Origin of the sequence: Providencia rustigianii DSM 4541 (assembly GCF_000156395.1) — a bacterium.
GTDB lineage: Bacteria > Pseudomonadota > Gammaproteobacteria > Enterobacterales > Enterobacteriaceae > Providencia > Providencia rustigianii.
Map to the genome: position 1 here is coordinate 72,317 of NZ_GG703819.1, position 20,125 is coordinate 92,441.

Below are 20,125 nucleotides of genomic sequence, written 5' to 3' on the forward strand. Positions count from 1 at the left end.
ATTATACGTGAAAACTTTCACCGCATCCGCATTCACTGTTAACATTAGGGTTATTAAATTTAAACCCTTCGTTTAAGCCTTCTTTAACAAAATCCAGCTCAGTGCCGTCTAAATAAACCATACTTTTGCCATCAATGATGACCTTAACACCCTTATCTTCGAAAACTGTGTCTTCTTCATTGATAACATCAGCGAATTCAAGCACGTATGCCATTCCTGAGCAACCTGAAGTTCTTACACCTAAACGCAAACCTTCGCCTTTACCACGATTTTTCAAGAAAGCTTGAATTCGTTGCGCTGCACTTTCTGTAAGAGAAATAGACATTGCAAACCTCACTTTAGAAACAAACAAGGCAGATGCTATCAAAATATTAGCATCCGCCTTCAAATCATCGGTACAACTCATCATACTTAAAGTTGCATAATAAATACATCTTTAATTAATTTTGAGTTTACTTATCAGTCACAGGGCTGTGGATTTTTATTGTTGATATATAACGAGTGCAGCCCAAATTTACTGATAATTATGTTTTATTTGCTTTGGCGTTTGCTTTTGTAATCAGCAATTGCAGCTTTAATCGCATCTTCAGCCAGAATTGAACAGTGAATTTTCACTGGTGGCAATTCAAGTTCTTCAGCAATGGCTGTATTTTTGATTGCTTCTGCTTCGTCTAAGCTTTTACCTTTCATCCACTCAGTTACCAGTGAACTTGAAGCAATAGCAGAGCCACAACCGTATGTTTTAAAGCGCGCATCTTCGATAATGCCGTCATCATTGACTTTGATCTGCAATTTCATGACGTCACCACAAGCAGGCGCTCCTACCATACCGCTACCCACACTTGGATCATTGTTATCAAATGAACCGACATTGCGTGGATTTTCATAATGATCGATAACTTTTTCGCTGTAAGCCATTCTTAAACTCCTTAAACTGTCTGATTAATGGTGAGACCATTCGATGCTATTAATATCTACGCCTGCTTTAAACATATCCCATAAAGGAGACAGCTCGCGTAAATGGCCGATCGCGCCATGAATCTGTTTGATTGCATAGTCAATTTCTTCTTCTGTGGTAAAACGACCCAAAGAAAAACGAATTGAACTGTGAGCCAGTTCATCACTCATTCCTAAAGCACGTAGCACATAAGAAGGTTCTAAGCTTGCAGAAGTACAAGCTGAGCCTGAAGAGACCGCTAAATCTTTTAAGGACATCATTAAGGATTCACCTTCAACATAGTTGAAGCTGACGTTAAGAATGTGCGGCGCACCATTTTCTAAATCACCGTTAAGGTAAACTTCTTCGATATCTTTAATACCATTCCATAAACGCAGGCGTAATCCACGCAGACGTTCAGATTCTTGCGCCATCTCTTCTTTTGCAATGCGGTAAGCTTCACCCATACCTACAATTTGGTGTACAGGTAAAGTGCCTGAACGCATACCACGCTCATGACCACCACCATGTTGCTGAGCTTCCAAACGAATACGAGGTTTACGACGAACATACAATGCGCCGATACCCATAGGTCCGTATAGTTTATGAGCAGAGAAAGACATTAGGTCAACTTTTAGCGTTGACAGGTCGATAGGTAATTTACCGACGCTTTGAGTTGCATCAACATGGAATACGATGCCACGGCTACGGCATAATTCGCCAATCGTCGCGATATCTTGAACGATACCAATTTCGTTATTCACATGCATGATAGAGACTAAAATTGTATCTTCGCGCATTGCCGCTTCTAATACTTTCAGATCAATTAAGCCATTGCTTTGAGGCGCTAAGTACGTTACTTCAAAGCCTTCACGCTCTAATTGACGACAAGTATCCAGAACTGCTTTATGTTCTGTTTTACACGTAATGATATGCTTACCTTTTTTCTGATAGAACTGGGCAGCACCTTTGATAGCTAAGTTATCAGATTCTGTTGCACCTGATGTAAATACGATTTCACGAGGATCCGCATTAACTAATTCAGCGATTTGATTACGAGCAATATCAACCGCCTCTTCAGCTTGCCAGCCAAAACGGTGTGAACGGGATGCTGGGTTACCAAAATTCCCATCCATTGTTAGACATTGCATCATTTTTTCAGCAACGCGAGGGTCAACTGGCGTAGTCGCTGAATAATCTAGATAAATCGGTAATTTCATTGCTCACATACTCCAAAGGACAAGACAGCTTTGCCTTTAATTTTTTAAAGATACCCAAGGCAGGATTAGCTATTTTTGCCACGCCCTTACCATTTGAGTATCGACTGCAATTTATAATCTATTTTATATTAGGCACGTACATTGATAATGGATTCTGGAGCAATACCGTTTGGCATTGTCTTACGCTTTTCATTATCTTGCCTATCCGCAACATCAAGCACTTCTTGATTTTTGACTAATTCATCAAGGCTGATACTGCTCAGGAAACTGGTAATTCTATCACTTAAATCGCGCCATAATGCGTGTGTTAAGCAACGATCGCCATTTTGGCAACCTTCTTTATTACCCTGACAACGGGTAGCATCTACGGATTCATCAACCGCAGCAATTACTTCAGCAACAAAGATTTGATCAGAGCCTCGACCCAACAAATAACCACCACCAGGGCCGCGGACACTGGAAACTAATTCGTTTTTCCGTAAACGAGAAAAGAGTTGCTCAAGATAAGAGAGGGAGATTCCCTGACGTTCAGAAATGTCAGCTAAAGGTACAGGACCTGTCTGAGAGTGTAACGCGACATCTAACATCGCAGTTACTGCGTAACGCCCTTTGGAAGTGAGTCTCATAACATAAATACTCCATGGTAAAATATGCAATAATTGTGACATACCTGAGTAATTTGGTCAACTATTTACCTGACTAATTTACTCAAGTATTATTTTACCTTACCACGGATTCAACCTCACTTTTTCGCCCATTTTTCCATTGATGTCAAAATGCCACGAAGAATGTGCAACTCTTGGGTTTCAACGTGTGCGCGAGTGAATAAACGTCTCAATTTATTCATAATTAACCCTGGATGCGCTTTTCGGATGAAACCTGACTCATTTAATACAGTTTCTAGATGAACATAAAAACGTTCTAAATCTTCAGCCGGTGGGTATTCTACCTCATCAACCGCGGATTTTTGCGTATTTTTTTCATTGATCGCTAAATAGGCCATACGAATTTCGTAACTAACTAATTGTACTGCCATTGCTAGATTTAATGAGCCATATTCAGGGTTCGTGGGGATATAAAGATGATAGTTACATTTTTGTAACTCTTCATTGGTTAATCCTACCCGCTCACGACCAAAAATAATCGCTACAGGTGACTCATTGGATTGCTGAACGGATTTGACACCACATTCACGGGGTTCAACCATCGGCCAAGGTAATGTACGCGAACGCGCGCTGGTACCAATCACGAGCTTACAGCCTTCAAGCGCTTCATCCAAGGATGTCACGATTTTTGCATTGCCAATCACATCACTGGCACCCGCAGATAATGCGATAGCATGGGAGTCTGGCTCTACCAGTGGGTTGACTAAATAGAGATTTGAAAGCCCCATGGTTTTCATAGCGCGAGCGGTGGAGCCCATATTACCAGTGTGGGAAGTTTCAACGAGAACGATACGGATATTATCTAACATGATTTATACGATGTAATGAAAAATTTATCGCAGTAGCTTAACACAAAATTGCTTATTGTGACGATCATCTATATAATTCGGCTCTCTTGTTTTTCGTTCTTTAAAAATTCCAGTGGAAAAAAACCCATGCATCCGATGCTTAACATCGCCATACGTGCCGCACGTAAGGCTGGTAATCACATAGCTAAAAACTATGAAACTCCTCAAAATGTTGTCGTGACCCAAAAAGGTTCTAACGATTTTGTCACCAATGTTGACCGTGAAGCTGAACAACTCATTATTGAGATTATCCGTAAATCGTATCCTGACCATACCATCATCACAGAAGAAGGTGGTGAACTGTTAGGTAAAGATGATGATATTCAATGGGTAATCGATCCACTGGATGGCACCACTAACTTCACAAAACGTCTCCCTCATTTCGCTGTTTCTATTGCTGTACGCATCAAAGGCCGTACAGAAGTTGCTGCTGTCTACGATCCTATGCGTAATGAATTGTTTACTGCTGTACGTGGCCAAGGCTCACAGCTTAACGGTTACCGTTTACGGATTGCTGAAAAACGTGATCTTGAAGGCGCAATTGTTGCCACTGGTTTCCCATTCAAACATAAACAACATGCAACTCCATACATGAATGTCATGAGCAAAATGTTTGAACAGTGCGCAGATTTCCGTCGTTCAGGTTCTGCAGCTTTAGATTTATGCTATGTCGCAGCAGGCCGCGTTGATGCTTACTTTGAAATTGGCTTAAAACCATGGGATTTCTTAGGTGGCGAACTGATCCTGCGTGAAGCTGGCGGTATCATGACTGACTTTATCGGTGGTCATAACTACTTAGCATCAGGTAATCTAGTTGCAGGCAGCCCGCGAGCTGTTAGAGACATTCTGACTGTCATGAAAGATGAGTTATCTGAAGCGTTAAAACGCTAATTGATAATGACGAATAAGGGCGCAGAGTGAGAACTTTGCGCCCTTGTTGTTTTTCACGAACTAACCTTTAGCTTCTATTTTAGGTCTAATAAATAACGCAGGCACGGCCAATATAGCCATCAAGAAAAATACCACGCCATGCTGCTGAGGGACCCGCTCATAAATATAGCCAACCATAATGGTAATGATTGCCAACCCGCCTCCCATAGCCAATGCAGAATAAGCACCTTGTAATGGAATAATTTCATTCTCTTTACGGGCACTAATAAAGCGCATTGCGGCCAAATGGCAGACCGTAAACGTACCACTATGAAGAATTTGCACCATCACTAACACGGGCAATGAAGTAAATGCTCCCATCATACTCCAGCGAATAATTCCACAGGCTGCGGATAGTAATAGTAAGTTACGCGCACTCCAGCGGCGGAATAAACGGTGACTTAACATAAAAACGATGACTTCGGCGACGACACCAAGAGACCATAAATTACCTATGACTAAATCTGAATATCCCGCTTCTTTCCAGTACAGCGAAGCAAAACCATAGTAAGCCGCATGAGCTCCTTGCAGTAAGCTGACACAAACTAAAAATTTAACGACGTTTTTATCGGCAATCAGCTGTTTAAAAGAAACTTTGCTGACACCATCAGTTTTTGCTGCCCCAGCAGGCATAATGGCAGGTTTTAGTAGCGTTCCTAATAACATTGCAGCGCAACTGATAATCAGTGCGACCATGATAGATTTATGCCCCCAGACTCCTGACAAATATCCCATCAACGAAGATCCAATAATAAAAGCGATGGAACCCCAAACACGAATTTTGCCATAGTCAAAGGTAAATTGCTTTTGCCATGCTCCCGCAAGAGAGTCCCCTAAAGGAACCATTGGAGCAAAGAAAAGATTAAATCCAATCATTACAAATAGTAACCAAGCCCAATGAGAGCCAAAGGCAAAACCAATAGAAAAAATAAGAGACAGTGTGGCCAGCAGCCGTAACGCAAGAATTAATTTTGATGGCTCTTTGACTAAAGGGGTAATGAACATCGCACCAAGAAAACGAGCTGCTAACCCGATACCCAACAATACCCCAATCATTTCAGCATCAATACCCTCACCTTGTAGCCATACCGACCAAAAAGGTAAGAAAATACTGTAAGCAAAAAAGTAGGTAAAATAATCAATCGCTAACCAGCGCGTTGATGGGATAACCATCACTCCTCCCTTATTTTCAAATCGCCACCATCTTCGGTGGTGGTTTAGGACCGACAACAAAAAACCCGCTTTACGAAAGTAGAAGCGGGTTTAGATAACTAATTTAGATTAAGTTATAAGTAAATTGCCATTATGCGTAAACTGGGTATTTTTTACAGATAGCTAATACTTTCTGTTTAACCGCTTCAATGGTCGCTTCATCATTGATGTTGTCCAGAATATCACACATCCAGCCTGCTAGCTCGCGCGCATCTGCTTCAGTGAAACCACGACGAGTAATCGCAGGGGAACCGATACGAACACCGGAAGTCACGAATGGGCTCTTAGGATCATTTGGTACGCTGTTTTTGTTCACTGTGATATTAGCACGACCTAATGCAGCATCCGCATCTTTACCTGTAATATCTTTGTCAACTAAGTCAACTAAGAACAGGTGATTTTCAGTACCGCCAGAAACAACTTTGAAGCCGCGATTTTGGAACACTTCCACCATTGCTTTCGCATTTTTAGCAACTTGTTGTTGGTAAATTTTGAACTCTGGTTCCATTGCTTCTTTCAAAGCCACCGCTTTACCTGCAATAACGTGCATCAGAGGACCGCCCTGAGAACCAGGGAATACTGCTGAATTCAGTTTTTTATACAGATCTTCATCACCGCCTTTAGCTAAAATCAGACCACCGCGTGGACCTGCTAAAGTTTTGTGTGTTGTGGTCGTAACAACGTGAGCATGTGGTACAGGGTTAGGATAAACACCCGCAGCAACCAAACCTGCAACGTGCGCCATATCGACGAATAAATAAGCGCCAATACTGTCTGCAATTTCACGCATTTTTGCCCAATCAACGACACCAGAATAAGCGGAGAAACCGCCGATGATCATTTTTGGTTGGTGTTTTTTAGCTTGAGCAGCGATATCGTCATAGTCGATTTTACCGCTTTCATCGATGCCATAAGGAACGATGTTGTAGAGTTTGCCGGAGAAGTTGACTGGGGAACCGTGAGTTAAGTGACCACCGTGAGCAAGATTCATTCCTAATACAGTGTCACCCGGTTGCAGCAGCGCCATATAAACAGCAGCGTTAGCTTGTGAACCTGAGTGTGGTTGCACGTTTGCGTAGTCAGCACCGAACAACTCTTTTGCACGGTCAATCGCTAATTGCTCAACCACGTCTACGAATTCACAACCACCGTAATAACGTTTAGTTGGGTAACCTTCCGCATACTTATTGGTTAGCTGAGAGCCTTGAGCCTGCATGACTCGTGGACTTGTGTAGTTTTCAGAAGCAATTAATTCAATATGTTCTTCTTGACGTTCTACTTCTTTTTCCATTGCTTCCCACAGTTGTGGGTCGTAATCTGCAATATTCATTTCACGCTTTAACATTCGCTTCTCCTGCCTCAGCAATTCAATAAGGTAACAATCAAATCAACTTAATGACCCACAGTGTAAACTCTTTTTCGTCGTTGAGATAGCCCCTAAGGAAAAATACACGCAAACGATTGCATAAATTTTTTTTGCGTTCAGATCCCTTTAATCAACACACTATATAATAGTGCTTATTTCAATAATTCCGAGATGAATATCTAGTTTTGTTAACCACCTCTAATTATGTGGCTATTTCTGTAACTTTTTATGCATTTGATTATTTACATTTATCCTCAAATATTATAAGTTGCATATAAAATACATGTTTATAAATTCATTAAATCATGAAAATAATTCAGGAGTACCTGCATGCTTGATCAACAAACCATCGCCACGATTAAATCTACCATCCCCGCTATTGCTGCTACTGGGCCAAAACTTACTGCACATTTCTATGAAAGAATGTTTAAGCAGCATCCTGAGTTAAAAGATATTTTTAATATGACTCATCAAATCAATGGGGAACAGCGAGAAGCCCTATTTAATGCGATTTGCGCTTACGCTATTCATATTGAAACCCCTGAAGCATTAATTGGTGCGGTGGAAAAAATTGCGCAAAAACACGTCAGCTTAAATATTAAGCCTGAGCACTATCCTATCGTGGGGGAAAATTTACTCGCAGCAATTGATGAACTACTCAGCCCTGGACAAGAAGTCCTCGATGCTTGGGGCAGAGCTTATGGCGTACTCGCGGATATTTTTATTAATCGTGAAGCTGCTATCTATCATGAAAATGCTGAAAAATCTGGAGGCTGGGATGGTTTACGAGAATTTAAAGTTACCCGTAAACAAGCTGAAAGCTCGGTGATCACCAGTTTTGAATTTACGCCTGTCGACGAAAAAGCTGTTGCAGATTATCGTCCGGGGCAATATATCACTATTTATCTCAATGAAAATAGCTTTGAAAATCAAGAAATACGTCAATATTCACTCACCACAGCTCCAAACGGTAAAACCTACCGAATTGCCGTAAAACGTGAAGAACAAGGTATCGTTTCTGGTTTCTTACACCAAGAATTAAATGTCGGCGATATTGTTCGATTAGCCCCACCATGCGGGGATTTTTTCATTGATGTCGATAGCCAAACACCGGTCACTTTAATCTCCGCCGGCGTAGGTTTAACCCCTATGTTGAGCATGCTTAATCACTTAACTGAGCAGCAACATCAAGCCCCGGTGAATTGGTTACATGCAGCAGAAAATGGCACGGTTCAAGCCTTTAGCGATGAAATAAAACAGCTCATGGAACAACACCCTCAAGGACATTATGCCGTGTGGTTTAATCAACCTCTCCCCCAAGATCTCGAAGGGAAAGATTATCATTTCCGTGGGTTGCTAAACTTAGCGCATATAAAAGACAACGTATTACAGCCTAATATGCAGTTCTATTTCTGCGGGCCTGTGGGCTTTATGCAGTATGTAGGAAAACAATTAGTTGAGATGGGTGTTGCTGAAGAGAATATCCATTATGAATGCTTTGGGCCACATAAGGCTCTACCACTAAATTAATGATAGTTTCATTGTTAATCTGTTGTTTTAATGCGTTATTTATAATTTAAATTTAAATTTTTGCGGTAACGGACTCGCATGTAAATATATGATCATCCCATGTAAGATATATTTATTCCGTTACCGCATTTTTAGCGATGGTTAAATCGCTTCTTCGTCTTGCTCGCCAGTTCGAATTCTAATAACACGAGCCACATCATAAACGAAGATCTTACCGTCACCGATTTTACCTGTTTGCGCCGTTTGCATGATAGTTTCCACACAACTTTCGACGATATCATCAGGAACAACGATTTCAATTTTTACCTTGGGTAAAAAATCCACCATATATTCAGCACCACGGTATAACTCTGTATGTCCTTTTTGACGACCAAAGCCTTTGACTTCCGTTACGGTCATCCCTGTAATACCCACTTCCGCTAAAGCCTCACGAACATCATCAAGTTTAAATGGCTTTATAATTGCATCAATTTTTTTCATATTCAGTTCCTGTTATGACCAATTTTTACGGCCAAAACCTGAAGTAATCGGATAACGACGATCCTTGCCAAAATTACGCATTGTGATCCGCGGCCCTACTGGAGCCTGACGGCGTTTATATTCGTTAATATCGACAAGACGCACCACTTTGCGAACTGTTTCTTTATCAAACCCAAGTTTGATTAGGTCAGTCACAGATAAATCTTTTTCTACATAACCTTCTAAGATGGCATCCAGAACATCATAAGGTGGCAAGCTATCTTGATCCAATTGGCCTGGAGCAAGTTCCGCTGAAGGTGGTCTATCAATCACGCGTTGTGGAATAGCTGGAGATATTGTATTACGATATTTAGCCAGTTCAAAGACCAGCGTTTTTGGTACGTCTTTTAATACATCGAATCCACCCGCCATATCCCCATACAACGTTGAGTAGCCAACTGCGGACTCACTCTTATTGCTGGTCGTTAACACCAAACGTCGACGTTTATTCGACATAGCCATCAAGATCACTGCTCGACAACGTGCTTGTAGATTTTCTTCTGTTGTATCCGCTTGAGCTCCTGCAAACATCGGCTGCAATTCGGTCATAAAAGCATCAAACATTGGCTCGATCGAGACAATATCAAATTCAACACCTAATAATTCGGCTTGTTCTTTTGCATCATGGATGCTCATTTCTGAAGTATAGCGGAACGGCATCATAACGGCCTGAACCTGTTCTTTACCAATCGCATCAACCGCAATGGCGACTGTTAGACCAGAGTCAATACCACCAGACAAACCTAAAATGGCGCCATTAAATCCATTCTTATTAATGTAATCACGAGTTGCTAGAACTAAAGCTTGATAAACTTGTGCGGTGGTTGATACTTCGGGTAGTTTTGGCTGTTCGGTGACTAATTTTAACTCTTCAAAAGTCACGGTAGCTACTTGCTCATCAAACTCAGCCATTTGATAAACTTGCTTACCTTTGTTTGCAAGAACCTTAGATGCACCATCAAAGACTAATTCATCCTGACCGCCGACTTGATTAAGATAAATAATCGGTAAGCCCGTACGCTGGCAATGCTCTTCCAGCAGGTCACTTCGAATATGCTCTTTATGCAGGTCATATGGTGATGCATTTATGGTTAATACTAACTCAGCACCCGCACCTTTAACGTTATCGATGGGCTCGTCGTACCAAATATCTTCACAGATTAATAAGCCTAAACGGTAACCTTTGAAGTCCACCACACAGGTGTCTTCGGCTGCGGTAAAGTAGCGAGGCTCATCAAATACGCCATAGTTAGGCAATTCCTGCTTGAAGTAACGCGCGAGTAATTTTCCTTGATAGAAAAAGGATAATGCGTTGTAAATTTCGCTATCTTCATACCAAGGATGACCAACGATAATGGCACATTCGCCGCTTGCTTGTTGTAAGCGTTTTAATTGAGCTACACAGCGCTCTTCAAAATCGTGGCGGAACAGTAAATCCTCAGGGGAATATCCTGTCAGAGCCAGCTCAGAAAACATGACGATATCAGTATTTTGTGACTGTTGCTCGACAACTTGCAACATACGGTCACAGTTACCTTCAATATCACCAACTAACCAGTTGAGTTGCGCTAATGAGATATTAAGCTTACGGCTCATAAAATGTTTTTTCTCCCTTAAACCTTTAGGCTATAAAGGTTTTATTCTTTAAAATCGTTCGCTTCTAAATCATGGCGCCCGAGTAACTTATAGAATTCAGTTCGGTTTCGCCCAGCCATGCGAGCGGCTTGAGTCACATTACCTTTCGTCATCTGTAATAATTTACGCAAGTAATTCAATTCAAATTGATTACGCGCTTCTACAAATGTCGGTAATGCTGTGTTTTCCCCTTCTAAAGCTTGGCTGACCAATGCTTCACTGATCACGGGAGATGTGGTGAGTGCCACACATTGCTCAATCACGTTGACCAACTGACGCACATTACCGGGCCAGCTTGCCGTCATTAAACACTTCATTGCATCACTGGAAAAACTGCGTACAAATGGCTTATGACGATTTGCGGCTTCACGTAGTAAATGATTAGCTAATAATGGAATATCTTCCGAGCGTTCATTCAATGCAGGAATACGTAAATTCACGACATTTAAGCGATAGTAAAGGTCTTCACGAAACTCATTTTTTTCCATCGCTTTAGGTAAATTACGGTGTGTTGCAGAGATAATCCGTACATCGATATCTAAATCACGGTTACTACCTAGAGGGCGAACTTTTCGCTCCTGTAAAACACGCAGTAATTTAACCTGAAGAGCCATTGGCATATCGCCAATTTCATCTAAAAATAGGGTTCCGCCGTTGGCAGCAAAAAATAAGCCTTCTCGGCTGCTAACTGCCCCTGTGAAGGCCCCTTTTGCATGACCAAATAATTCGGACTCAAGAAGTTGTTCTGGCAACGCACCGCAGTTAATAGCAATAAACGGTTTATGAGCTCGAGGACTCACGCGATGGATTGCCTGAGCCAAAACCTCTTTCCCCGTACCACTTTGCCCGTTAATTAGCACGCTGACATCTGACTGTGCCACCATGTGAGCTTGCTCAAGTAAGCGGATCATGAGTGGGCTACGAGTCACAATTCCAGAGCTCCACTCTTCATCGCTCATCGGCGTGGATGACAGAGCTAACGCTTCATCAATAGCTTTATACAATGCATCTTTATCAACAGGCTTAGTTAAGAAGCTAAAAACGCCACGCTGAGTGGCCGCAACTGCATCTGGAATAGATCCATGCGCCGTTAGAATAATGACAGGAAGATTTGGATGGGCTTTTTGCACCTCATCAAACAGCGCCATGCCATCCATTTCATCCATACGTAAATCACTAATCACTAAATCGATTTTTTCTTTTTGTAGGCGTTTTAGTGCTTCTGGACCACTCTCTGCTGTCGATACTTTAAAACCTTCACTACTTAAGCGCATGCCTAACAGTTTTAGCAGGCTAGGGTCATCATCAACCAGTAGTAAGTTCGCTGACTTACGGCTTGTCATTGTACTTTATTCTCCGCTGGATTTTGTTCTGTTTCGGCTGGCTTAGCTGCATCAGGAGAAGCAGCGACGGCATTAGTTACCGCCTTTTCATCTTCTTTTTCAGCTTCATTCGCATTTTTTTTGCGTGAAGAGAGCTGACGCTCAATATCGGTTAAGTTTTCTAATTTGCGTGATGTTGAATCTAACTCAAAACGCAGCTTTGCATTATCTTCTTTTAAACGATCAAATTTGGTATCCATTTCCTGCTGTAAGCGTTTATAACGAGAATTAGCTTCAGCAAGGTTGATAACTTGCACTTGCTGTTCGCGCCAAATCTGTAATAGCGGGCGAACAGGTGTAGGAAAACTTAAGCTATACGTGTTGATGCTATCTAGCATTTGACGTCGTTCAGTAATCGACGGCTCAGCAGAATTCAATAGGATATTTTTCGTGAATGAACTAGACCAATCAGTCACGTCGATCTGCTTGGCTTTGTTACGTGCTTGTTCTGCATCCATTCGATCAACACACCCCATCATACGCAACCAATACAGCGCATTCTCTTGTGAGGCAAGCTGCTGATTTTCCCAAATGGACTCACAGGATGCATAGCGATAATCTGTCGTTTTGACTTCTGGGATCACCACTTGAGCTAAGGTTTCTAACGGAGATTGTCCATTTTTCACCACACAACCAGAAAGAAAGAGAGAAAAGAAAAATATTCCTAACGGCGTAGCGATGCGGAATGATTTATTCGTCACTCTACGGCTATTGAATGTTGTTTTTGGCAATATCGTCTTACACAATACAGCCCAAAAATCTGTAGACCTATTTACCATTGTTATTCGTTCTCTGCAGTTAAAGGCAGTTCAATTCGAAAGCAGACATCCGCTGATTTGTGGGGAACCAATGATAGCTCACCGCCCATCTGTTTAATGCAATCTTGCGCGATGCTAAGCCCCAGTCCACTTCCTTTTACGGCGCCTTTTCTTTGGAGGCTTCCTTGATAGAAAGGTTCAAAAATCATATTTTGCTCAGACTCAGGGATTGGAGTGCCGGTATTGGCAATCTCAATCACTAATTTATTACCTGTTCGTCGGCTAGAGATCCAAATATTACCTGATTCGCCGCCATAGTGCACCGCATTGGAGTAGATATTATCAATAACTCTTCCGAGCAGAGTCGGCTCCGCGAGGCAACTTTCCACTTTTAAGCGAATTTCCGTTTTTATCTCTTTCGCTCTTGCTGGCAAATTATGTGCATTCACAATGTCATCGATCAACTTATTCAGATCAACTAATTGTGCAACAGGCGGCTCATCCACTAATTTTCGATTATAGTCGAGCAACTGTTCAATAAGTTGCTGAAGGTGCTTACTACTATGATCCAGTATCTCAACAACCTCTTTTTGTGAGCTGGTCAACGGTCCGGCAACTTCATCTGCCAATAACTCCGTCCCCTCACGCATACTGGCTAACGGTGTTTTTAGTTCATGGGAAATATGGCGTAAAAATTCATGGCGCTGAGATTCGAGCCAAGCAAGCCTTTCACTCAACCAAATAATTCGTTGGGCAATGGTTCTTAACTCTCGAGGACCTTTAAATCCGTCAATATCATTTTCTAGCGTCAGACCTGTTCCTAAGCGATTAATCATCCGTTCGATCACTTTTACCGGACCAATAATCATTCGAGTAAATAGCGTAACCAATAATGCACTGAGTAAAAACAGAATTAATGTTTGCCAACCAAATAGCTGCCCTTTATTTGCGATGGCTTTTTGCAACTGATCCCCACGACTAAAAATAACATCGCGGGTTTGTTGCACAAGTTGTGTATTTTGCGCAGAAAACTGTTCTAACGCTTTAGTCGTAAGCTGGGTTGGTTCATTGCTCTCGCAACTGATCGCTTTTAGCTGCTTTAATGCATTTACCAATGCAGAGCTATCCGCATTATCTGGCAGGATGGTTTTCTGGCGTTCTAACATCTGCTCGTAATCGGCAAACTGTTTGTGATATTGCGTTTGTAATGCAGGATCTTGTAGAACGCAATATTGCCGATAGCTACGCTCCATTTCCAACGCGAGACTACTCATTGCTTCGCTACGACGGGTATCTAGCAGTGTTGTTTTATTAATATTTGCCGCTTGATTACTCAATTGCTCAAGGCTTTGGTATGCCTGATAAGCCAGCACCAATAAAGGTAGTAAAACTAGCCAAAAAGCCATGACTACCAGTTGCCTCAATGAGCGCGGGAAAAGACGCCATTTGCTCAAACCGTTCATCTCTTACCTATTTATATGTCTTTCAATGGTAGCAGAAGTCGCCCCTAAGCGGAAAATTCTGTTTGCATTGGGATATTGGCGAGTGTGCCATATCGATTAAATAGCAATGAACGTGCCAGTTTATGGGGTAAAATGTGATAATTTTCAAGAAAATAGACTAAAAGGAATTTTATTGCTTATGGCTAATCTAGCTGGAGGGGATGCAGATGTAGGAAGGCGGATAAATGAGAATTCCCATTTATCCGCCAGCGATACTTTACAGCTTATATATGACTATGTCTTTTACTAAAGATAATCATATAGGTGGTGCCTCACTCAACGTGTCGCCCTGTGTTTGATAAGGCTCGAAAGCGAATATCTATGGTGTTGGACGGTAGGCACCTTACTTTGGCATCATTCGGGTTTTATGTGGTATGTTCCCAACAAATTTGGACCTACATAAGCAATTGAATGAGCAACTGAATATTATTATGCACACATCGTGCCAACTTTTCAAACTATTTTATATCACATTGAATTTGCTTGATTTTTAGTTTTATACTTTTTTACATCTAATCTGACATATTGTGAACAAGTTCTAATTCCAAATTATATTCCCTTATCTGTCTCCAATTTAAGACACAGACCAACCTGTTTTTTAATGTTCTTATTTATCATCAAGATAAATGTCACCTTTTGGCGACATCGCACCCCATGGTTTGTCGCTAATTTTAGACACTATCAAATTTTAAGGCTTCCTTTAATGGGTTAGGTACGCAAATAATTAAGTTCAATCTAACAACTTACTTCACCTTAATAATATGGGGCTATATGAACAACTCTCTACCCAATAATCATAAATTTAATCAGTTAGAGCTTGGTATTCAGCTCCTGAATAAAGCAACAGGATTCATGTTCCATGCAGCACTACGTGCAGCCGTAAAATTGAAGCTAGCAGAAACACTTGAAGCTCACCCAAAGACCGCTGAACAAATAGCACAAGAAATAGGTGCAATTCCCACGGTTATTCAACAAATATTACGAATACTGGCGACTCAGAATATATTCACATCCACATACGATGAATGCTTTACACTGACACCAGAAGCCGAATTCTTATTAGAATCTCATCCCTATTCTTTACGTAATGCGGTGTTAATGTTCACTGACCAAACATTTTGGATGCCATCCTACTATTTATCCGATATGGCTAAAGGGGTACCCATCTTTGAAAAATTGTTTGGTGGAACCTTCTATGAGTATTGGGAAAAAAATGTCGATTTACCTGAAAACTTTCATGCTGGCATGGCTTCATATTCAAGGTTAGAAAATCCATTTATCGTTGATAAATACCCCTTCCCTGAAAATAGCCTTATTGCAGATATTGCAGGAGGACGCGGAGGTTTATTACTTGAAGTATTAAAATCCAATCCCCTAACACATGGAATATTATTTGATAGGCTCATCATTACTGACAAACATCTATTACACCAACTAGGGGATGATTCTCGCTGGGAAACACAGACGGGCTCATTTTTTGATTCAACCCCTGCGGCCGATTTTTACTTACTTAAAGCCATTACTCACGACTGGGATAATGAAAAATTAATTAATATATTCAATGTAATACGTCGTTCCATGAAAAAAACATCAAAATTACTCTTAATTGATACTCATGTCATCAACGATAACAAACCCAATTTTGGTAAAAATATAGGGCTTATCTGTTCAAATCTAATGATCGGTGCCGATGGAAGGACCAAAGAAGAGTTAGAAAATTTGCTCGCTCAAGCTGATCTAAAAATCAATCGCATCATTAAAACGGACTGTCATTTATCGATTACAGAAGTACAACCTAACACTTAATAATATCAAACACTCGCTTTATGAATCTTCAGAGGCGAGTTCAATTCCATCTAGAAATACCACAATAACAAAAGAAAATATTGCCATCCGATTTATTAGCGCTATGATGCCGCGCGTTTCATTTCTGATGGACGTCAGAATTTCAAACTATGTTCCTAGCTAATCTTTCCCTATATTGATATAAGACTGGCAAATGGTCACTTACTTACTATCGAAACTACAATGATAAAAATAGCCTTGATTGACGACCATATTGTCGTGCGCTCCGGTTTCGCCCAACTGCTAACATTAGAGCCTGATATTAGCATCGTGGGTCAATATGCAAGCGCTCAAGAAGCCTGGCCTCACTTAATTAGCCTTGATATCGATGTTGCTATCATGGATATCTCAATGCCAGATGAAAGCGGTTTACAGTTACTCACCCGCTTACGTAAGAAAAAACCCGATTTTCGTACCATTATTTTAAGTATTTATGATACACCCGCATTTGTGCAGAGCGCACTGGATGCAGGGGCTAGCGCCTATTTAACAAAATGTTGTGGGCCAGAAGAGTTAGTTCAGGCGGTCCGTTCTGTTCATCAAGGCGGTTGCTACTTATGTGCCGATGCAATGCGAGCATTACGTCAAACACCACAGCAGCAACATGGCATTCAAGAACTCACTAACCGTGAGCGCGAAGTTTTTGACTTATTAGTGTCTGGATTAAGCGTCAAAGTCATTGCTGAGCAACTCAATCTGAGTCATAAAACAGTGCATGTTCATCGAGCAAATGTTTTAGGTAAATTACAGTGTGATAGCACCATTGAGCTGGTTCACTACGCGTTAGAGCATAATATTATCTCAAGGTAGATATTGATGAATAAAGCGCTGCGCTTAGGATTGCAGTCCCTATTTTTGTTATTTACTTATTCATTAATTTGGATTGGGTTGTGGATTATTGGTTTTTATCTCAGCCAAAATAGTTTTCAAGCTACGCTATTTCTACCCCAAGCCTTACGCCTCACCTTGATGATATTGCTCTGGCGGCGATATTGGCCGACCATTTTATTATCTGAAGGGCTACTCAATTACTGGCTTGCTGAAGAGCAACTATTATCACAGCCTATTTTATTACTTTCCCCGCTCCTCAGTTTAGCGGTCGCCGTCGTAATCCAAAATATTTGGTGGCGCTATACGCTGTATTGGCAACGGCTAATTTTGCTCCTTGCTGGCGTTACTGCCAACAGTATCCTCAACGCCCTACTGTTTGGTTTACTGTCTCAATACTCAATTAGCCAACTATTTTTAACCACGTTTACTGGCGGAATACTACTATCCCCCTTTGTTTATCTCATTTATGAATATCTGCATGAGCAGCATTATCATATGCTACTCGACTATGGTACACCTGATAAACAATTACGCACATCACTGATTATTTGGGGATTTTTATTTTGCTTGGTCGGTTTAAGTGCGCAAATTTTCTTTGCTCCAGAGATTGAACAGCTGATTGTTTTGTTAGTTTTTATTCCCAATATTTTTATGGCTTACCGATATGGATGGCAAGGCGGGGTTCTATCCGCATTATTGGGGAGCTTAATTATCACTTTTGCAAGGCAGTTCCAAGGCGCATTTGATGACTTACAAGAATTACAATTATTCTTAAGCTCTCAAGCCTTAATTGGTATTGGACTGGGAATTGCGGTAAGTCGCCAAAAACAACTTGCCGGTAACTTACAGCGCTATCGCCAACGATTGGAGCAAGAACTGCAAACTCGCCGAGACCTGATGCGTAAATTGGTACACACTGAGGAAGATATCAAGAAAGATATTGCGCGAGAATTACATGATGAAATTGGGCAAAACATTACCGCTATTCAAATCCAGTCGATGCTAGTGAAAAAAACAGCACCCAATGAATTAAGTCGCCAAGCTGCCAGTCAAATCAATGAGCTAGCACAACAAATCCATCAAGCAACCCGCCAATTACTACGTCAATTACGTCCTCCCGTTCTCGATGAAATGTCACTAGAAAACGCCCTCACACATCTCATCGCCGAATTTGCTTTTGAAGAAAATAATATCCAGTGCACGTTTTATTATGGGCTAAAAGAAACCCCGGCCAATGAAACCGTTTTATTCACCCTCTACCGACTTGTTCAAGAGCTTCTCAATAACATCAGCAAACATGCTAAAGCGACACACATTCATATTTCACTCGACCAAATAGGTGACTCGATCCAGCTTATTGCCGAGGATAATGGCGTCGGTATTCCCTTTAGCAAACGAACTTCTGGCTTTGGTTTACGGGGAATTGAAGAGCGAGTGACCGCTTTAGGTGGCGATTGGACACTGACAACGCAAAATGGCACCAAAATAATTGTTAACTTGCCCACATTTTGAAATGAAAGATTGTAAAAATAGGAATAATTCCTAGTCTCCTAATACCTTATCTCATCCTTTTATTTAAAAACTTGATTACATTTTGCCAAACGGGAGAAACACAACCATGACAGGTGAAAGTAAATTTAATTTGGATGGCAATTACCGTTTCTGGCGCCGCCAATTAATGTTCTCCATGATTATTGGATATGCTGCTTTTTACCTGACACGAAAAAGCTTTAATTTCGTTATGCCCGTCATGCAAACGGAGCTGTTGTTAGACAAAAGTGATATTGGCTGGATCGCCTCTGCCTTTTACCTAACCTACGGACTGTCCAAGTTTATATCGGGAATTTTCCACGATATCACTGGCTACCGCTGGTTTATGGGTGTAGGTCTTATCATGACCGGCGTTCTAAATATCATTTTTGCTTATTGTTTATCGTTTCCTGCTTTACTGATTGTGTGGACGTTAAACGGTTTCTTTCAAGGATGGGGTTGGCCCCCTTGCGCAAGAATTCTGACTCACTGGTATTCACGTAATGAGCGTGGGTTTTGGTGGGGTTTATGGAATATCTCCATCAACCTTGGTGGAATGGCGTTACCGCTATTAGCTGCCTTATTAGCCACTTATTACAACTGGCAAATGGCATTAATTGTACCGGGAATTATTGGTGTTGTTTTGGGGTTATGGCTCTGCCGGCAACTAAGAGGAACCCCGAAAGAAGAACACTTACCCACAGTGGGACAATGGCGACATGATGCCTTAGAACTGCGCCAAGAGCATTTATCTCCACCACAATCTATGTGGGTGATATTGAAGCAAACCATTGTGTTTAACCCGATGATTTGGCTATTAGGTTGTACCTATATCTTGGTTTATCTCATCCGCATAGGGATAAACGATTGGGGAAATTTATGGCTTACAGAAACGCATGGAACGAATTTATTAAGTGCTAATGCGACATTAGCACTGTTTGAATTAGGCGGTTTATTAGGCGCGTTGTGTGCGGGTTGGGGGTCTGACCTTCTGTTTCGTGGACAGCGAGCACCGATGATTTTGTTATTTTCTTTAGGGCTTTTTGTGTCTGTGAATGCCTTATGGTTAATACCGATTCATCACTACGGGCTACTTGCCGTGTGTTTTTTAGCTAATGGCTTTTTTGTATTTGGTCCACAGATGTTAGTTGGTCTAGCTGCTACAGAATATTGTCATAAAAAGGCAGCTGGAACGGTAACGGGTTATCTTGGATTGTATGCCTATTTAGGGGCTGCAATTGCAGGATGGCCGCTCTCTCAAGTTATCGCAAATTATGGTTGGTCGGGAATGTTTACCTTACTCGCTAGTGCTGCGGCCTTGATGGGGCTACTACTGATGCCTCTTTTGATTGCGAATGTCAGCAAGCGAGAGCATTTAGCCGGTGCAGTTTCACCGCAAAATAATAATAGTTAAT

General features: G+C 41.4%; 18 protein-coding genes. 6 read left to right on the forward strand and 12 right to left on the reverse strand.

From position 1 onward, the window contains the following. Nucleotide 1: 1 nt before the first annotated feature. The 5 genes from iscA to trmJ form a co-directional block, all read right to left on the reverse strand. Nucleotides 2–325, reverse strand: coding sequence for an iron-sulfur cluster assembly protein IscA (gene iscA / locus PROVRUST_RS10145; RefSeq protein WP_039855390.1), 324 nt, complete (start codon nt 323–325; stop codon nt 2–4). A 206-nt stretch (nt 326–531) separates the two neighbouring features. Continuing rightward, a complete protein-coding gene (iscU, locus tag PROVRUST_RS10150) occupies nt 532–918 on the reverse strand; it encodes a Fe-S cluster assembly scaffold IscU (RefSeq protein ID WP_006814701.1) in 387 nt (128 codons plus the stop codon). A 24-nt stretch (nt 919–942) separates the two neighbouring features. Then, the gene (locus tag PROVRUST_RS10155; RefSeq protein WP_006814702.1) at nt 943–2,157 is read right to left on the reverse strand and encodes an IscS subfamily cysteine desulfurase; all 1,215 of its coding nucleotides are present in this window, start codon (nt 2,155–2,157) and stop codon (nt 943–945) included. A 128-nt stretch (nt 2,158–2,285) separates the two neighbouring features. Further along, on the reverse strand, nt 2,286–2,783 hold the full coding sequence (iscR, locus tag PROVRUST_RS10160; RefSeq protein WP_006814703.1) for a Fe-S cluster assembly transcriptional regulator IscR: 498 nt from the start codon (nt 2,781–2,783) through the stop codon (nt 2,286–2,288). A 116-nt stretch (nt 2,784–2,899) separates the two neighbouring features. Further along, nucleotides 2,900–3,631: a tRNA (cytosine(32)/uridine(32)-2'-O)-methyltransferase TrmJ gene (gene trmJ, locus PROVRUST_RS10165; RefSeq protein WP_006814704.1), complete on the reverse strand. Its 732-nt coding sequence runs from the start codon at nt 3,629–3,631 to the stop codon at nt 2,900–2,902. A 126-nt stretch (nt 3,632–3,757) separates the two neighbouring features. On the opposite strand from trmJ, the gene suhB reads away from it, so the two are divergent. Further along, nucleotides 3,758–4,561, forward strand: coding sequence for an inositol-1-monophosphatase (suhB, locus tag PROVRUST_RS10170; RefSeq protein WP_006814705.1), 804 nt, complete (start codon nt 3,758–3,760; stop codon nt 4,559–4,561). Between the two features lie 60 nt (nt 4,562–4,621). Here suhB and PROVRUST_RS10175 read toward each other — a convergent pair whose 3' ends face one another. Together PROVRUST_RS10175 and glyA are read right to left on the reverse strand one after the other, a co-directional pair. Further along, nucleotides 4,622–5,773 carry a 3-phenylpropionate MFS transporter gene (locus PROVRUST_RS10175; RefSeq protein WP_006814706.1) on the reverse strand — a complete coding sequence of 384 codons (1,152 nt, stop codon included), beginning with the start codon at nt 5,771–5,773 and terminating at the stop codon, nt 4,622–4,624. A gap of 130 nt (nt 5,774–5,903) precedes the next feature. Then, entirely contained in the window at nt 5,904–7,157 is a 1,254-nt protein-coding gene (glyA, locus tag PROVRUST_RS10180; RefSeq protein WP_006814707.1) for a serine hydroxymethyltransferase, read from the reverse strand. Between the two features lie 351 nt (nt 7,158–7,508). On the opposite strand from glyA, the gene hmpA reads away from it, so the two are divergent. Continuing rightward, nucleotides 7,509–8,708, forward strand: a complete 1,200-nt coding sequence (gene hmpA / locus PROVRUST_RS10185) for an NO-inducible flavohemoprotein (RefSeq protein ID WP_006814708.1) — start codon at nt 7,509–7,511, stop codon at nt 8,706–8,708. 141 nt (nt 8,709–8,849) lie between these two features. Here the strand turns inward: hmpA and glnB are convergent, their stop codons facing one another. From glnB to PROVRUST_RS10210, 5 genes are read right to left on the reverse strand one after another with little or no spacing between them, the layout of a single operon-like run. Next, a complete protein-coding gene (gene glnB / locus PROVRUST_RS10190; RefSeq protein ID WP_004921424.1) occupies nt 8,850–9,188 on the reverse strand; it encodes a nitrogen regulatory protein P-II in 339 nt (112 codons plus the stop codon). A gap of 12 nt (nt 9,189–9,200) precedes the next feature. Beyond that, complete coding sequence (locus PROVRUST_RS10195; RefSeq protein WP_006814709.1) at nt 9,201–10,823, reverse strand: NAD+ synthase; 1,623 nt, start codon at nt 10,821–10,823, stop codon at nt 9,201–9,203. Between the two features lie 41 nt (nt 10,824–10,864). Continuing rightward, nucleotides 10,865–12,205, reverse strand: coding sequence for a two-component system response regulator GlrR (gene glrR, locus PROVRUST_RS10200; RefSeq protein WP_006814710.1), 1,341 nt, complete (start codon nt 12,203–12,205; stop codon nt 10,865–10,867). Beyond that, entirely contained in the window at nt 12,202–13,023 is an 822-nt protein-coding gene (qseG, locus tag PROVRUST_RS10205; RefSeq protein WP_006814711.1) for a two-component system QseEF-associated lipoprotein QseG, read from the reverse strand. Before qseG ends, glrR begins: the two co-directional genes overlap by 4 nt. 2 nt (nt 13,024–13,025) lie before the next feature. Next, complete coding sequence (locus PROVRUST_RS10210; protein WP_039855053.1) at nt 13,026–14,465, reverse strand: sensor histidine kinase; 1,440 nt, start codon at nt 14,463–14,465, stop codon at nt 13,026–13,028. An 810-nt stretch (nt 14,466–15,275) separates the two neighbouring features. Here PROVRUST_RS10210 and PROVRUST_RS10220 point away from each other — a divergent pair. The 4 genes from PROVRUST_RS10220 to uhpC all read left to right on the forward strand — a co-directional run bounded on the left by PROVRUST_RS10220 (nt 15,276) and on the right by uhpC (nt 20,124). Next, on the forward strand, nt 15,276–16,310 hold the full coding sequence (locus tag PROVRUST_RS10220) for a methyltransferase (protein WP_006814714.1): 1,035 nt from the start codon (nt 15,276–15,278) through the stop codon (nt 16,308–16,310). Nucleotides 16,311–16,532: 222 nt separating this feature from the next. Continuing rightward, nucleotides 16,533–17,159, forward strand: a complete 627-nt coding sequence (locus tag PROVRUST_RS10225; protein ID WP_006814715.1) for a response regulator transcription factor — start codon at nt 16,533–16,535, stop codon at nt 17,157–17,159. Between the two features lie 6 nt (nt 17,160–17,165). Continuing rightward, nucleotides 17,166–18,692: an MASE1 domain-containing sensor histidine kinase gene (locus PROVRUST_RS10230; protein WP_006814716.1), complete on the forward strand. Its 1,527-nt coding sequence runs from the start codon at nt 17,166–17,168 to the stop codon at nt 18,690–18,692. A 106-nt stretch (nt 18,693–18,798) separates the two neighbouring features. After that, nucleotides 18,799–20,124, forward strand: a complete 1,326-nt coding sequence (gene uhpC, locus PROVRUST_RS10235; protein ID WP_006814717.1) for an MFS transporter family glucose-6-phosphate receptor UhpC — start codon at nt 18,799–18,801, stop codon at nt 20,122–20,124. The last annotated feature ends 1 nt before the right edge of the window (nt 20,125 follow it).

Coding starts and splice junctions, on each gene's coding strand:
- iscA (WP_039855390.1), bottom strand. CDS start 325: ATGTCTATTTCTCTTACAGAAAGTGCAGCGCAACGAATTCAAGCTTTC.
- iscU (WP_006814701.1), bottom strand. CDS start 918: ATGGCTTACAGCGAAAAAGTTATCGATCATTATGAAAATCCACGCAAT.
- PROVRUST_RS10155 (WP_006814702.1), bottom strand. CDS start 2,157: ATGAAATTACCGATTTATCTAGATTATTCAGCGACTACGCCAGTTGAC.
- iscR (WP_006814703.1), bottom strand. CDS start 2,783: ATGAGACTCACTTCCAAAGGGCGTTACGCAGTAACTGCGATGTTAGAT.
- trmJ (WP_006814704.1), bottom strand. CDS start 3,631: ATGTTAGATAATATCCGTATCGTTCTCGTTGAAACTTCCCACACTGGT.
- suhB (WP_006814705.1), top strand. CDS start 3,758: ATGCATCCGATGCTTAACATCGCCATACGTGCCGCACGTAAGGCTGGT.
- PROVRUST_RS10175 (WP_006814706.1), bottom strand. CDS start 5,773: ATGGTTATCCCATCAACGCGCTGGTTAGCGATTGATTATTTTACCTAC.
- glyA (WP_006814707.1), bottom strand. CDS start 7,157: ATGTTAAAGCGTGAAATGAATATTGCAGATTACGACCCACAACTGTGG.
- hmpA (WP_006814708.1), top strand. CDS start 7,509: ATGCTTGATCAACAAACCATCGCCACGATTAAATCTACCATCCCCGCT.
- glnB (WP_004921424.1), bottom strand. CDS start 9,188: ATGAAAAAAATTGATGCAATTATAAAGCCATTTAAACTTGATGATGTT.
- PROVRUST_RS10195 (WP_006814709.1), bottom strand. CDS start 10,823: ATGAGCCGTAAGCTTAATATCTCATTAGCGCAACTCAACTGGTTAGTT.
- glrR (WP_006814710.1), bottom strand. CDS start 12,205: ATGACAAGCCGTAAGTCAGCGAACTTACTACTGGTTGATGATGACCCT.
- qseG (WP_006814711.1), bottom strand. CDS start 13,023: ATGGTAAATAGGTCTACAGATTTTTGGGCTGTATTGTGTAAGACGATA.
- PROVRUST_RS10210 (WP_039855053.1), bottom strand. CDS start 14,465: ATGAACGGTTTGAGCAAATGGCGTCTTTTCCCGCGCTCATTGAGGCAA.
- PROVRUST_RS10220 (WP_006814714.1), top strand. CDS start 15,276: ATGAACAACTCTCTACCCAATAATCATAAATTTAATCAGTTAGAGCTT.
- PROVRUST_RS10225 (WP_006814715.1), top strand. CDS start 16,533: ATGATAAAAATAGCCTTGATTGACGACCATATTGTCGTGCGCTCCGGT.
- PROVRUST_RS10230 (WP_006814716.1), top strand. CDS start 17,166: ATGAATAAAGCGCTGCGCTTAGGATTGCAGTCCCTATTTTTGTTATTT.
- uhpC (WP_006814717.1), top strand. CDS start 18,799: ATGACAGGTGAAAGTAAATTTAATTTGGATGGCAATTACCGTTTCTGG.